We start from the raw sequence: 13,328 nt of genomic DNA, 5'->3' as shown, positions 1-13,328 counted from the left end.
CTGCACACAAAACGCATGTCCATTCACGCCGCACTCCACCACGTCACCCACTACAAATACGACCGCCTGGTGCAGTTGGGCCCGCAGGTCGTGCGCTTGCGTCCCGCGCCGCATTGCCGCAGCAACGTCATCTCGTATTCGCTGCAGGTCGAGCCGGCCGAGCACTTCGTCAACTGGATGCAGGACCCGTTCGCCAACTACCAGGCGCGGCTCGTGTTTCCCGAGAAGACACGCGAATTCAAGGTCACGGTCGACCTCGTGGTCGAGATGGCGGTCTACAACCCCTTCGACTTCTTTCTCGAACCGCAGGCCGAGAACTTCCCGTTCAAGTACACCGCCTCGCAGGCCGAGGAACTCGCGCCCTACCTCGTCACCGAAGAACCCACGCCGCTGCTCGCGGCTTACCTCGACAAGATCGAGCGCAAGGAACAGCGCACCATCGACTTCCTGGTCGGACTCAACCAGCAGGTGCAGCAAGACGTCGACTACCTGATCCGCATGGAGCCCGGCGTGCAGACGCCGGAAGAAACGCTCACCAACGGCAGCGGCTCCTGCCGCGACTCGGGCTGGCTGCTGGTGCAGCTGCTGCGCCATTGCGGCCTGGCCGCGCGCTTCGTCTCGGGCTACCTGATCCAGCTCACGCCCGACGTGAAGGCGCTCGACGGCCCGAGCGGCACCACGGTCGACTTCACCGACCTGCATGCCTGGTGCGAGGTCTTCCTGCCGGGCGCGGGCTGGGTCGGCCTCGATGCCACCTCGGGCCTCCTGGCCGGTGAAGGGCACATTCCGCTCGCCTGCACGCCCACGCCTTCGAGCGCCGCGCCCATCGAGGGCGCCGTGGACGAAGCCGAGGTCGAGTTCGGCCATGAGATGAAGGTCACGCGCATCTACGAATCGCCGCGCGTCACCAAGCCCTACACCGAAGAGCAGTGGGCCGAGGTGCTCGCGCTCGGCGATGCGGTCGATGCGCGCCTGGCGGCCGGCGACGTGCGGCTCACGATGGGCGGCGAGCCCACCTACGTGGCCACCAGCGACCGCGACGCGCCCGAATGGAACACCGATGCGCTCGGCCCCACCAAGCGCGGCTATGCCACCGAGCTCGTCCACAAGCTGCGCGCCGAATACGGCCATGGCGGCTTCCTGCACTTCGGCCAGGGCAAGTGGTACCCGGGCGAGCAATTGCCGCGCTGGGCGCTGTCCATCTTCTGGCGCGCCGACGGCCAGACGCTCTGGCACGACCCCGAACTCTTTGCCGACGAGCGCGTGCCCACGCACTACACGAGCGAAGACGCGCGCCGCTTCACCACCGTGCTGGCGCACAAGCTCGGCATCACGGAGCGCTACGCCCAGCCCGGCTACGAAGACACCTACTACTACCTCTGGCGCGAACGCCGCCTGCCGGTCAACGTCGACCCCTTCGAATCGAAGCTCGACGACGAGCTCGAGCGGGTTCGCCTGCGCCGCGTGTTCACGCAAAAGCTCGATGCGGTGATCGGCTACATGCTGCCGCTCGAACCCGCCAACGCCGATGCCGACGCACCGGCGCTCGAAGGCCCGGGCTGGAAGACCGGCCCCTGGTTCCTGCGCGACGACCGGCTCTATCTGATTCCGGGCGATTCGCCCATGGGCTATCGCCTGCCGCTCGATTCGCAGCCCTGGGCCAGCAAGGGCGACTACCCGTACCTGGTCGAGCGCGACCCGACCGCGCCGCGCGCCGCGCTGCCGAGTTCGGCCGACTACCGCGCGCGCTACGCCGTGCCGGCCGGCGGCACGACGGGCGCCGATCTTGGCGCCGTACCCTATGAATTCGGCGCGCCACCGGTGGTGCCTGCCGCCCTTCGCATGCAGGCGCCGGGCGATGCGGCAGCCGCGAGCGGCAATGCGGCAGCAGCCGACGCAACGGCATCGGCCGATGCGGCCGATCGCTCCGCCACGCCGGCCACGCGCCTGCCTCTGCGCGGCGAGTCGGCCCACTGGGTCACGCGCACCGCGCTGTGCGTCGAGGTGCGCGACCCGCGCCGCGCCAATGGCCCGTCGGCCGAGAAAAAGGGCAGCGCCTCGGGCGTGCTCTACGTCTTCATGCCGCCGCTCGCGCGCCTGGAGGACTACCTCGATCTGGTCGCGGCTGTCGAAGCCACGGCTCGGCAGCTCGGCATGCGCATCGTGATGGAAGGCTATCCGCCGCCGCGCGATCCGCGCCTGAAGATGCTGGCCGTCACGCCCGACCCCGGGGTGATCGAAGTCAACATCCATCCAGCCCACAGCTGGAAGGAACTGGTCGCCCATACCGAGTTCCTCTACAACGCCGCGTTCGAAACCCGCCTCTCGGCCGAGAAGTTCATGACCGACGGACGCCACACCGGCACCGGCGGCGGCAACCACTTCGTGATGGGCGGCGCCACGCCGGCCGACAGCCCCTTCCTGCGCCGGCCCGAGCTGCTCGCGAGCCTCTTGCTCTACTGGCACAACCATCCGTCGTTGAGCTACCTGTTCTCGGGCATGTTCATCGGCCCGACCAGCCAGGCGCCGCGCGTGGACGAGGCGCGCAACGACCAGGTCTACGAGCTCGAGATCGCGCTGAAGGAAATCGCCAGGAACCGCGAGATCCACGGCGCCAACATGCCGGCCTGGCTGGTCGACCGCACGCTGCGCAACATCCTGATCGACGTGTCGGGCAACACGCACAGGAGCGAGTTCTGCATCGACAAGCTCTACTCGCCCGACTCGAGCACCGGCCGCCTCGGCCTGCTCGAGCTGCGCGCCTTCGAGATGCCGCCGCATGCGCGCATGAGCATTGCGCAGCAGCTGCTCATTCGCGCGCTGGTGGCACGCTTCTGGGACGAGCCCTACAAGGCGCCCGTCACGCGCTGGGGCACCGAGCTGCACGACCGCTTCCTGCTGCCGACCTTCGTCAGGATGGATTTCGACGACGTCATCAGCGAGATGCGCCAGGCCGGCTTTGCCTTCGATGCCGACTGGTTCGCGCCGCACTTCGAGTTCCGCTTTCCGCTGGTGGGCCAGGTGCAGGCCATGGGCGTGGAGCTGTCGCTGCGCAATGCGCTCGAGCCCTGGCACGTGATGGGCGAGGAAGGCTCGGCCGGCGGCACGGTGCGCTATGTCGATTCGTCGCTCGAGCGCATCGAGGTGCGCGTGACCGGCCTGAACGAAAGCCGCCACGTGGTCACCGTCAACGGCAAGGTGCTGCCGCTGCAGCCCACGGGCACCGTCGGCGAGTTCGTGGCGGGCGTGCGCTACAAGGCCTGGAACCCGCCTTCGGCGCTGCATCCGAGCATCGGCGCCCATGCGCCGCTGACCTTCGACATCGTCGACACCTGGATGAAGCGCTCGCTGGGCGGCTGCCAGTATTTCGTGGCCCACCCGGGGGGACGCAACTACGACACCTTCCCGGTCAATGCCTACGAGGCGGAAAGTCGGCGCATGTCGCGCTTCACGCAGATGGGCCACACGCCCGGCCTGATGCGCACGCCGCCAGCCACCATCGAGCTCGCGGGCAGCCGCGAGTTTCCGTTCACGCTCGATTTGCGGCGGTAAGAGAGTCTGAAAAGCCCGCAAGAGGACATTCAGCACATCGCCCGTCGGCCAACCGGTGACGGCAATGTGACAATCCACCTCCTGTGGAACCTCTGAACGAATCCCTGTTCGACGCCCAGGCGCTGGAATTTCCAGCCGCCCTGGCGTCGGCGCTCGCGCCGGCCGCCCTGCCGGGCCACTTCGACGAACTGCGCGGCCAGGCCACGCCGGCGGTACCGGCGCGGCCGGCCGCCGGCGCAGCAGCGATGGCACCAATGGCGCCGATGCTCTACGACGCTGCGGCCGAGCCGCCGGCGGTCGCGCCGAGTCCGTTCCCGGCCCAATCCCAGACGCAAACGCAGACCCAGGTTCTTCAGCAACCGCATCCCTCCTCCAGCGACAGCCCGCCCCTCACGCCCGCCTGGAACGCCTTCTTCGAGCAGCTCGGCCCGGGCGGATTCAACGACCTGCCAAGGCGCGCGGTCAGCCTCGAGCGGCAGATCCGCGACAACGGCGTCACCTACAACGTCTACGCCGACGCCAACGGCCCGCAGCGCCCGTGGTCGCTCGACCTGTTCCCGCTGATCGTCTCGCCCGAGAGCTGGAGCCAGATCGAAACCGGCGTGCTGCAGCGCATGCGCGTGCTCGACCGGGTCATGGCCGACGTCTACGGCCCGCAGCAGCTGCTGGCCGAAGGCCTGCTGCCCGCGGCGCTGGTGCGCGGCCATCCCGGCTACCTGCGCGCGCTGCACGGCGTGAAGCCGCCGGGCGACACATGGCTGCACATTGCGGCCTTCGACCTGGCCCGCGGGCCCGACGGCAACTGGTGGGTGGTGTCGCAGCGCACCCAGGCGCCCTCGGGACTGGGCTATCTGCTCGAGAACCGCCTGGCCATCACGCGCCAGTTTCCCCAGGCTTTCGAGGCCCTGCACGTGCAGCGCCTGGCCGCCACCTACAGCGCCATGATGGACGGTCTGCAGCGCATGTGCCCGGCCGGCGTGCCGCCGCACATCGCGCTGCTGACGCCCGGCCCCTACAACGAAACCTACTTCGAGCACGCATACCTCGCGCGCTATCTCGGCCTGACGCTGGTCGAGGGCAGCGACCTCACGGTGCGCGACCAGCGCCTCTACCTCAAGACCCTGCAGGGGCTGCGGCCGGTGCATGGGCTCATCAAGCGGCTGGACGACCAGTTCCTCGACCCGCTCGAGCTGCGCCCCGATTCCACGCTGGGCGTGCCCGGCCTGCTGCAGGCGATTCGCGCCGGCAATGTGCTGGTGGCCAACATGCCGGGCTCAGCGTTCCTCGAATCGCCCGCACTGCTGGGCTTCCTGCCCGGGCTCGCGCGCCGCCTCATCGGCGAAAAACTCAAGCTACCGGCGCTGCCGACCTGGTGGTGCGGCGAACGCGCCGCGCTCGAGGCGGTGCTGCCGCAGCTCGGCGACTGCGCCATCAAGCCCACCTATCCCGGATCGGACGGGCAGACCAGCTTCGATGCCGTGCTCGGCAGCCAGCTGAGCCGGCGCCAGCTCGACGAATGGGCCGGCCGCATCGTGCGCGAGGGCGAGGCCCACACGATCCAGAGCTACTTGCCGCTGTCGCAGATGCCCACCTGGGCCAATGACACGGGCCCCGGCCACATTGCGCCGCGCGCGATGCTGCTGCGCGTTTTCGCGGTGAGCGACGGGCCGCAGTCCTGGCGCGTGCTGCCGGGCGGGCTGGCACGGCTGGCGGGCCGCGATGCGCAGATCGCCTCCATGCAGCGCGGCGGCAGCAGCGCCGACGTGTGGGTGCAGACGCATGGCGAAGTCGACCGCACCACGCTGCTGCAGCCGCATGCCACGCCGGCTTCGCTCGCGCGGCACCGCGCGCCCGTGACCAGCCGTGCGGCCGAGAACATGTTCTGGCTCGGCCGCTACACCGAGCGCGCCGAGAACGCGGTGCGCCTCGCGCGCCTCACGCTCAACCTGCTGGGCAGCGAAGACCAGTCGTCGCGACCGCTGCTCGACTGGCTGCACCGCATGGCGCTGCGCAATGCGCTGGTGCCGGCCGAAGTGCCCAGCGCGCCGCAGTCGCGCCGCGTGTTCGAACGCGTGCTGATCGCCGAGCTCGGCGATGTGGAGCGCGGCGGCAGCGTGGGTTTCAGCCTGCGCTGCATCCGGCAGGCGGCGGCCGCCGTGCGCGAACGGCTTTCGCAGGACACCTGGAACCAGATCGTGCGCGCCGAGACCGACTTCCTGCGGCGCACGGCCGAGCAGGCCGGCGAAGGCAGCTTTGCCACCGGCGCCGCGCTGCGCGCGCTCGAATCCGCAAGCACCGCGCTCGCCGCCATGACCGGCGCGCAGACCGACCGCATGACGCGCGACGACGCCTGGCGCCTGCTGTCGATCGGCCGCCACATCGAACGGCTGGGCTTTCTCGCGAGCGCGCTGGAGGCCGGCTTCGAGAACGGCGCCGTGCATGAGGTGAGCGGCTTCGAAGCCATGGTGGCGCTGTTCGACAGCACCATCACCTTCCACGCCCGCTACCAGCAGCGGCGCGACGTGGCTACGCTGGTCGACCTGCTGGTGCTCGATGCCGAGAACCCGCGCTCGCTCGCATGGGTCACGCAGACGCTGCGCGGGCGCATTGCGCGCCTGGCCGGCAGCGCGCCCGGCAAGCTCACCGCACTGTCGTACGAGTTGTCCGATCCCGCCGACTGGACGCTCGAGCATCTCTGCGCCGCGGGCTCCGGCGCGGACTACCCGGCGCTGGTCGAGCTTCTGGCCAATTGCGAGACGGCGGCCTACCATGTGTCCGACGCCATCGGCACGCGCTACTTCACGCTCACCTCCGAATCGCTGCGCTCGGTGGGTGCCTGACCATGCTGCTCCACGTTACCCACGAAACCCGCTACGAATATTCGCCCGCGGTTGAAACGGCACAGCACCTGGCCCACCTGAAGCCGCTGGCCACCGGCTCGCAGCGGCTCGTGAGCCACCAGCTGGCCATCGAGCCGCAGCCCGCGCAGCGCAGCGAAGTGCCCGATGTCTACGGCAACACGCGCGCCTTCTTCGCGCTCGAGGCCACGCACGACAGCCTCGTCGTCACGGCCGAAAGCGTGGTCGAAACCTCGACGCCGCAGCTCGCGCCCGGCATTGCGCGCGAGCTGCCCTGGGAGGCTGTGCGCGAACGCTTCCGCTACCGCAAGGACGCTACCTTCGACCCGGCTTCGGAGTTCGTATTTCCCTCGCCCTACGTGCCGCGCCACGACGACTTCGCGGCCTATGCGCGCGCGAGCTTCGCGCCCGAGCGGCCCACCTTCGACGTGGCCATGGACCTCACCGAGCGCATGTACCGCGACTTCGCCTACGACGCCGACAGCACCGAGATCAACACGCCCGCCGTCGAGGCGCTCGCGCAGCGCAAGGGCGTGTGCCAGGACTTCGCCCACATCATGATCGCCTGCTTCCGCGTCATGGGCCTGCCGGCGCGCTACGTGAGCGGCTACCTGCTCACGCAACCGCCGCCGGGCCAGCCGCGGCTGGTGGGCGCCGATGCCTCGCATGCCTGGGTGTCGGTCTACCTGCCCGGCGAGGGCGACGGCGACGGCCATGAAAGCGCCGGCGGCTGGGCCGAATTCGACCCCACCAACGGCCGCCAGCCCGGCGAAGACTACGTCGCACTCGCCATCGGCCGCGACTATTCCGACGTCTCGCCGATGCGCGGCGTGCTGCACGGCGGCGCGCGCCACACGCTCAAGGTGGGCGTGACGGTGCGCCCGATCGAAGAGCTGCGCGCGCAGGCCGTGGAAGCGGCGCAGTCACAATCGCAGATTCAATCGCAACCTTCGGACAAGGATCTCCAATGAGCGTCTACGACAAGCTTTCCAGCCTCGGCATCACCCTGCCTCCGGTCGCCGCACCGGCCGCAGCCTACGTGCCCTTCGTGCGCACCGGCAATCTCGTTTTTCTTTCGGGCCACATCGCCAAAAAGGACGGCAAGGTCTGGGCCGGGCAACTCGGCGCCGGCATCGGCACCGAAGAAGGCAAGCAGGCCGCGCGCGCGATCGCCATCGACCTGCTCGGCACGCTGCATGCGGCCGTGGGCGACCTGAACAAGGTCACGCGCATCGTCAAGGTCATGAGCCTGGTCAACTCCGTGGGCACGTTCACCGAACAGCACCTGGTGACCAACGGCGCGAGCGAGTTCTTCGCCGAAGTGTTCGGCCCCGAGAAGGGTGCACACGCACGCAGCGCGTTCGGCGTGGCGCAAGTGCCGATGGGCGCCTGCGTCGAGATCGAGCTGATCGCCGAAGTCGGCTGACCGATCGGAGCCGCTACGCCGGCTGCGACGAGCCCCGCACCACCAGCTGCCCCGGCAGCAGCAGCTGGCGCGGCGCCGAATCCAGGCCCTGCAGCCGTTCGATCAGGCAGTTGGCGGCACTGCGGCCGATGGCGTCGGTCGGCTGCGCCACGGTGCTCAGGCCAGGGCCGATCAGCGACGCCCATTCGGGATCGTCGAAGCCGACAAAGCCCAGGTCCTGCCCGAACTGCCAGCCCAGCCGCGCCATCGACTGCGCCACGCGCAGCGTGACCACCGCATTGCCGGCCACCACCGCCGCCCGGCGCCCCCGCTTGGCGCGCTGCCGCAACGCACGCAATGCCTCGTCGAGCGCATCGCTGTCGCCCTCCACGCTTTCGAACACCCCGCCCGCCACGCGCGGCTCGTGCGCGGCCACGCAGGCCCCGAAGGCGGCCGTGCGTTCGCGCCGCGAGCTCACGCCCTTCTGCGGCTCCGTCACATAGAGCAGTTCGCGATAGCCGCCCTCGACCAGGTGGCCGCAGGTGTCGCGCATGGCCGAATGGTTGTCGAGCGAGACGAAGTCGGTGTGCATGCCGGTGTGGCGGCGGTCCACCAGCACCGCAGGCTTGCCGTGCAGCGTGACCGCGTCGACCACGTTGCTGCCGCGGCCCAGCGTGTTGAGGATGAAGCCGTCGACCTGGTAGCCCGCGAGCGCATCGATGGCCTCGCGCTCGCGTTCGCTCTCGTTGCCCAGGTTGAACAGCATCACCAGGTAGCCGGCGTCCTGGCAGGCCTTCTCGGCGCCGCGCAACACGGCAACGGAATACGGGTTGGTGATGTCGGCCACGATCAGGCCGATCAGGCGCGAGCGTCCGCGACTCAGCGCCTGCGCCATCGGGCTCGGCGAATAGGCCAGCGCCGCGATGGCGACTTCGACGCGCGCGGCGATGTCGGGGCTCAGCAGGCGCTCGCGGTGGTTGAGAAAACGCGAGACGGTGGCCTTGGACACGCCCGCCGCCTTGGCGACATCGGCGATGGTGGCGCGACCACTCGGGTTCATGGATTTGCTCCTTCCCCTTCCGGGGGAAGGTTGGGATGGGGGCAGGCAGAGCGCTCGATGGTTGCGCCGCTTGCCCCCACCCCTGCCCTCCCCCGGAAGGGGAGGGAGAAAATCCTCGGGGGATTCATACAGCCGCCGTGTCGTACGGCGCGGTCGGTTTCTCGCCGGCCAGCACTTGCAGCAGATTGGTGGTTGCGAGTGCCGCCATCGCATGCCGCGTCTCGTGCGTCGCCGAGCCGATGTGCGGCAGCGGCGTCACGCGCGGATGCGTGCGCAGCGGCGAATCGGCGGGCAGCGGCTCCTTCGCGAACACGTCGAGTCCGGCGGCGCGCAAGGTGCCGTGGTCGAGCGCGTCGAGCAAGGCCGCTTCGTTCACCGTGGCGCCGCGGCCGCCGTTGATGAAGGCCGCTCCGGGCTTCATGCGCGCGAAGAAGGCGGCGTCGATCATGCCGTGCGTGGCGTCGGTCAGCGGCAGCATTGCCAGCACGATGTCCGACCGCGCGAGCAGCCCGTCGAGCGGCGTGTGCGTGGCGCGGCCCTGCAGCTCGGGCGCCTGCGCGGCCAGGTCGACCGGCCGGCGCGCGTGGTAGAGCACCGGCATGCCAAAGCCCAGCGCGGCGCGCCGCGCCACGGCCTGGCCGATGCGGCCGAAGCCGAGAATGCCGAGCGTCTTGCCATGCACGTCGGTGCCGAAGAGTTCTTCGCCGATGTTCTTCGTCCAGCGGCCTTCGCGCACGAGGCTCGAGAGTTCGACCACGCGGCGCTGCGTGGCCATCAGGATCGCGAACACCGTGTCGGCCACCGTCTCGGTCAGCACGTCGGGCGTGTGGCACAGCACGATGCCGCGCTTGTGCAGTTCAGCGAGGGGGTAGTTGTCAACGCCGACCGACACGCTCGAAATCACCTGGAGCTGCGGTGCCGCGTCGAGCAGCGCCGCATCCACGGTATGGCTCGATCCGATCAGGCCGTTCGCGGTGCGCAGCGCGGCGGCAAAGGCCTCAGGCTCCTTGCGCGGATCGGCCACGGTCACATGGTGCGCGGCCTGCAGGCGCGCCAATTGATCCTCGGGCAATGGCCTAAAGACCAGCACGTTCTTTTTTGTCGTCATGGTCAGAGCCCCGCTTCTTCGAGTTGTGCGCGCGTCGGCAAGCCTTCGGTGTCGCCCAGCACCTGCACCGCGCGCGCGCCGATCCAGGCGCCGCGGCGCACGGCCTCGGGCACGCTCCTGCCCTCGAGCAGCGCGCTCACCACGCCGGCCGCAAAGCCGTCGCCCGCGCCCACGGTGTCGATCACCTCCTTCACCGGAAAGCCGTCGACATGCCCGGTGCCGGCCACGTCGCTGTCGTAGTAGGCACCGGCGGCGCCAAGCTTGACGACCACGAGCTTCGCGCCGCGGTCCCGGTAGAACCTGGCCACGTCTTCGGGCCTGTCATGACCGGTGAGCAGCAGGCCTTCCTCGATGCCGGGCAGCACCCAGTCGGCGCGCGAGGCCAGCTCGTTGATCCAGTGGCGCATCGTTTCGGTCGAAGACCACAGCGTGGGCCGCAGGTTGGTGTCGAACGAAATCGTGCGGCCGGCCGCGCGCATCACCTCCATGGACTTGAGCGCGGCCTGCAGGCTGGTCTCGGAGATGGCCGCGAACACGCCCGTGGCATGCAGGTGGCGCGCCGAGCGCAGCCAGGCTTCATCGACATCGGCCGGGCCCATCTGGCTCGCGGCCGAGCCCTTGCGGTGGTATTCGACCGGCGGGTCGCTGCCATCGGTGACGCGGCCCTTGAACTGGAAGCCGGTGCGCTGCGCCGGGTCGCAGATGACGTGCGAACAGTCGATGCCCTCGCCCTTCATCGCCGCGATCAGGTAGCGGCCCATCGAGTCGGTGCCCAGGCGGCTGGCCCAGCCCACCTTGAGGCCGAGGCGCGAGAGGCCGATGGCCACATTGGTCTCGGCGCCGGCCGTGCGCTTGTGGAACGACTGTGCGTTCTCGAGCGGACCGGGCCGGTCGGCCACGAGCAGCAGCATGGCCTCGCCGAACAGGGCGACGTCCAAAGCAGTGGGTTCTGTCATGTGTTTCTCCCTACGCCCGCGCGGCGCGGATGAAGTCGATTTGCGTGCGCGTGACGGCCAGCAGGTCGTCGCCCACCAGAGGATATTCGATGGCGTGCGGCACATCGGCGGGCAGCGCACGCAGCACCGCGCGCCACGGCGCGACGGAGTCGCCCAGCGGCACCGCCACCCACTTGTGCGGCAGCCGCTGCGCGCCCTTGCAGTGCACATAGCGCACGCGGCGGCCGAGCGCCTGTGCGGCCTGCAGCGGGCATTCGCCGAGCCAGTGCCAGTTGCCCATGTCGAAGGTCATGCCGAGTTCGACGCCGGCACGGTCGGCCGCGTCGAAGAAGGCCTGCAGCGCGGGCAGCGTGCCGGCGCGCACGGTCTGGTCGTTTTCGATCAGCAGTTCGACGCGGGTTTCCGCAAGCTGCACCTTCAGGCCCCAGAGCGAGCCGTGCGACGAAGGCTGAAAATCGCCGATGGACATCTTCAGCCGCTTCGCGCCGACGCGCGTTGCAGCGGCGATGCCGCGCTTCAGGGCCGCGCTGTCGAGCCAGCCGCCCTCGGCCCACAACCCCTCGGGGCTGGAGTACACGGAGGCCAGCCCGTTCAGCGCCGGCAGTTCCACATCCGCATCGCGCAGCATCTCGCCGCGCACTTCCACCGAATCGGCGCCAGCGGAACGCGCAAGTTGCGAGCACCAGAGCTGGCCGTGCCGCCCCACCTCGGCCGCACCGAAGGACGACAGAGAAATCAGGACCTCGAAGGACATCAGTGGGCCTGGTGGGAACTGAGGATCTGGCCGAGGAACTGGCGCGTGCGCTCGTCCTTCGGGTTGCCAAAGAATTCCTGCGGCGGTGCCTGCTCGACGATCTTGCCCTCGGCCATGAAGATCACGCGGTCGGCCACGCTGCGGGCAAAACCCATTTCGTGCGTGACACACAGCATGGTCATGCCGTCTTCGGCCAGGCCGATCATGGTGTCGAGCACTTCCTTGACCATCTCGGGATCGAGCGCCGAGGTGGGCTCGTCGAACAGCATGATCTTGGGCGACATGCACAGCGCCCGCGCAATGGCCACGCGCTGCTGCTGGCCACCCGAGAGCTGGCTGGGGTACTTGCCGGCCTGCTCGGGAATGCGCACGCGGGTGAGGTACTTCATCGCCACCTCTTCGGCCTGCGCCTTTGTCATGCCGCGCGAGCGCATTGGCGCGAGCGTGCAGTTCTCCAGGATGGTGAGGTGCGGAAACAGGTTGAACTGCTGGAACACCATGCCCACCTCGGCGCGCACCGCGTCCACGTTCTTGCCGCCGGCCGTGAGGTCGATGCCATCGACCACGATGCGGCCCTTCTGCACCGTCTCGAGCCGGTTGATGCAGCGGATGAGCGTGGACTTGCCCGAGCCCGAAGGCCCGCAGATCACGATGCGCTCGCCCTGGCGCACCGACAGGTCGATGCCGGTCAACACCTGGAATTCACCGTACCACTTGTTGACCGCTTCCATGCGGATGATCGATTCCGTCGTCATGCCAGGATTCCTTCTTCTTCAGCCTTCGAAGTTCACTGCATCTTGGGCAGGTCGGCCTGCAGCCACTTCTGGTAGAGCTTGTTGAGCTCGCCGTTGGCGGTGTTCTTGGCAACGAACTCGTTCACGGCCTTGGCCAGCTCTTCCTGGCCGGGACGCATCGCGATACCCATCGACTGCTGCACCAGCGTGAACTTGTTCTCGTAGGTGCCGGCGGGCACGCGCTTGGCGATCTGCGCCGCCACCGTGACCGAGCAGCCGATCGCATCGACCTGGCCCGACATCAACGCCTGCATGGCCGAGGCGTCGTCGTCGAAGCGGCGGATCTCGGTGCCTTCAGGTGCGGCCTTGGTCACGGCCACGTCCTGCGTGGAGGCACGCGCCACGCCCACGCGCAGGCCCTTCAGGTCGCCGGCCGCCTTGATGGGCGTCTTGGCCGCGCCGTACAGCACGATGGTCGCGGCCGCATAGGGCTGCGAGAACTGCACCTGCTTGGCGCGCTCCGGCGTGATGGCCAGCGAAGCGACCAGCACGTCGACCTTGTTGGTCAACAGGAAGGGAATGCGGTTCGGGCCGGTCACCGGCACGATGTTGGCCTTGACGCCCCAGTCCTTGGCCAGCAGCTTGGCCACATCGGCGTCGTAGCCGTCGGGCTGGTTCTGTGCATTGGTGGTGCCGTAGGGCGGAAAGTCGACCAGCATGCCGATGGTGATCTCGCCCTTCTTCTTGATGTCGGCCACGCTTTGCGCCGAGGCGAAGGGTGCGAACACGGTCAGGGCGGCGCCAAGGCTCAGGGATGCAAGGGCTGCCAGCGCAGCGCGGCGGGTGGTGGTACGGGTCATGGGAATGTGTCTCCTGAATAAAGAAGGAAGCGACGAGAAAG

10 protein-coding genes are annotated in these 13,328 nt (G+C 68.9%); 4 read left to right on the top strand and 6 right to left on the bottom strand.

From position 1 onward, the window contains the following. Window positions 1-15: 15 nt before the first annotated feature. The 4 genes from QFZ47_RS22520 to QFZ47_RS22505 all read left to right on the top strand — a co-directional run bounded on the left by QFZ47_RS22520 (window position 16) and on the right by QFZ47_RS22505 (window position 7,836). Window positions 16-3,552 carry a transglutaminase family protein gene (locus QFZ47_RS22520; RefSeq protein ID WP_307657745.1) on the top strand — a complete coding sequence of 1,179 codons (3,537 nt, stop codon included), beginning with the start codon at window positions 16-18 and terminating at the stop codon, window positions 3,550-3,552. Window positions 3,553-3,635: 83 nt separating this feature from the next. Then, window positions 3,636-6,392 (top strand): circularly permuted type 2 ATP-grasp protein, encoded by a 2,757-nt coding sequence (locus QFZ47_RS22515; RefSeq protein WP_307657744.1) that lies wholly within the window; start codon window positions 3,636-3,638, stop codon window positions 6,390-6,392. 2 nt (window positions 6,393-6,394) lie between these two features. Further along, the gene (locus QFZ47_RS22510) at window positions 6,395-7,381 is read left to right on the top strand and encodes a transglutaminase family protein (RefSeq protein ID WP_307657743.1); all 987 of its coding nucleotides are present in this window, start codon (window positions 6,395-6,397) and stop codon (window positions 7,379-7,381) included. Beyond that, on the top strand, window positions 7,378-7,836 hold the full coding sequence (locus QFZ47_RS22505; RefSeq protein WP_307657742.1) for a RidA family protein: 459 nt from the start codon (window positions 7,378-7,380) through the stop codon (window positions 7,834-7,836). Before QFZ47_RS22510 ends, QFZ47_RS22505 begins: the two co-directional genes overlap by 4 nt. Window positions 7,837-7,849: 13 nt before the next feature. On the opposite strand, the gene QFZ47_RS22500 is transcribed toward QFZ47_RS22505, so the two are convergent. From QFZ47_RS22500 to QFZ47_RS22475, 6 genes are all read right to left on the bottom strand, one after another. Beyond that, on the bottom strand, window positions 7,850-8,875 hold the full coding sequence (locus QFZ47_RS22500; protein WP_307657741.1) for a LacI family DNA-binding transcriptional regulator: 1,026 nt from the start codon (window positions 8,873-8,875) through the stop codon (window positions 7,850-7,852). 124 nt (window positions 8,876-8,999) lie between these two features. Next, entirely contained in the window at window positions 9,000-9,983 is a 984-nt protein-coding gene (locus tag QFZ47_RS22495; protein ID WP_307657740.1) for a 2-hydroxyacid dehydrogenase, read from the bottom strand. Window positions 9,984-9,985: 2 nt separating this feature from the next. Further along, complete coding sequence (locus tag QFZ47_RS22490; protein ID WP_307657739.1) at window positions 9,986-10,939, bottom strand: sugar kinase; 954 nt, start codon at window positions 10,937-10,939, stop codon at window positions 9,986-9,988. A 10-nt stretch (window positions 10,940-10,949) separates the two neighbouring features. Next, window positions 10,950-11,693 (bottom strand): sugar phosphate isomerase/epimerase family protein, encoded by a 744-nt coding sequence (locus QFZ47_RS22485; RefSeq protein WP_307657738.1) that lies wholly within the window; start codon window positions 11,691-11,693, stop codon window positions 10,950-10,952. After that, window positions 11,693-12,448, bottom strand: coding sequence for an amino acid ABC transporter ATP-binding protein (locus tag QFZ47_RS22480; RefSeq protein WP_307657737.1), 756 nt, complete (start codon window positions 12,446-12,448; stop codon window positions 11,693-11,695). The genes QFZ47_RS22485 and QFZ47_RS22480 overlap by 1 nt, the downstream gene beginning before the upstream one ends. Window positions 12,449-12,480: 32 nt before the next feature. Next, on the bottom strand, window positions 12,481-13,287 hold the full coding sequence (locus tag QFZ47_RS22475) for a transporter substrate-binding domain-containing protein (RefSeq protein WP_307657736.1): 807 nt from the start codon (window positions 13,285-13,287) through the stop codon (window positions 12,481-12,483). Window positions 13,288-13,328 lie beyond the last annotated feature (41 nt).

Origin of the sequence: Variovorax paradoxus, from assembly GCF_030815975.1 — a bacterium.
Taxonomy (GTDB): Bacteria; Pseudomonadota; Gammaproteobacteria; order Burkholderiales; family Burkholderiaceae_C; genus Variovorax; species Variovorax paradoxus_N.
Note: the sequence above shows the minus strand (reverse complement) of the source record. Positions and strands in the feature narration are given on the sequence as shown.

Excerpts from the sequence above, each read along its gene's own strand:
- QFZ47_RS22520 (WP_307657745.1), top strand. The coding sequence starts at position 16 with ATGTCCATTCACGCCGCACTCCACCACGTCACCCACTACAAATACGAC.
- QFZ47_RS22510 (WP_307657743.1), top strand. The coding sequence starts at position 6,395 with ATGCTGCTCCACGTTACCCACGAAACCCGCTACGAATATTCGCCCGCG.
- QFZ47_RS22505 (WP_307657742.1), top strand. The coding sequence starts at position 7,378 with ATGAGCGTCTACGACAAGCTTTCCAGCCTCGGCATCACCCTGCCTCCG.
- QFZ47_RS22500 (WP_307657741.1), bottom strand. The coding sequence starts at position 8,875 with ATGAACCCGAGTGGTCGCGCCACCATCGCCGATGTCGCCAAGGCGGCG.
- QFZ47_RS22495 (WP_307657740.1), bottom strand. The coding sequence starts at position 9,983 with ATGACGACAAAAAAGAACGTGCTGGTCTTTAGGCCATTGCCCGAGGAT.
- QFZ47_RS22490 (WP_307657739.1), bottom strand. The coding sequence starts at position 10,939 with ATGACAGAACCCACTGCTTTGGACGTCGCCCTGTTCGGCGAGGCCATG.
- QFZ47_RS22485 (WP_307657738.1), bottom strand. The coding sequence starts at position 11,693 with ATGTCCTTCGAGGTCCTGATTTCTCTGTCGTCCTTCGGTGCGGCCGAG.
- QFZ47_RS22480 (WP_307657737.1), bottom strand. The coding sequence starts at position 12,448 with ATGACGACGGAATCGATCATCCGCATGGAAGCGGTCAACAAGTGGTAC.
- QFZ47_RS22475 (WP_307657736.1), bottom strand. The coding sequence starts at position 13,287 with ATGACCCGTACCACCACCCGCCGCGCTGCGCTGGCAGCCCTTGCATCC.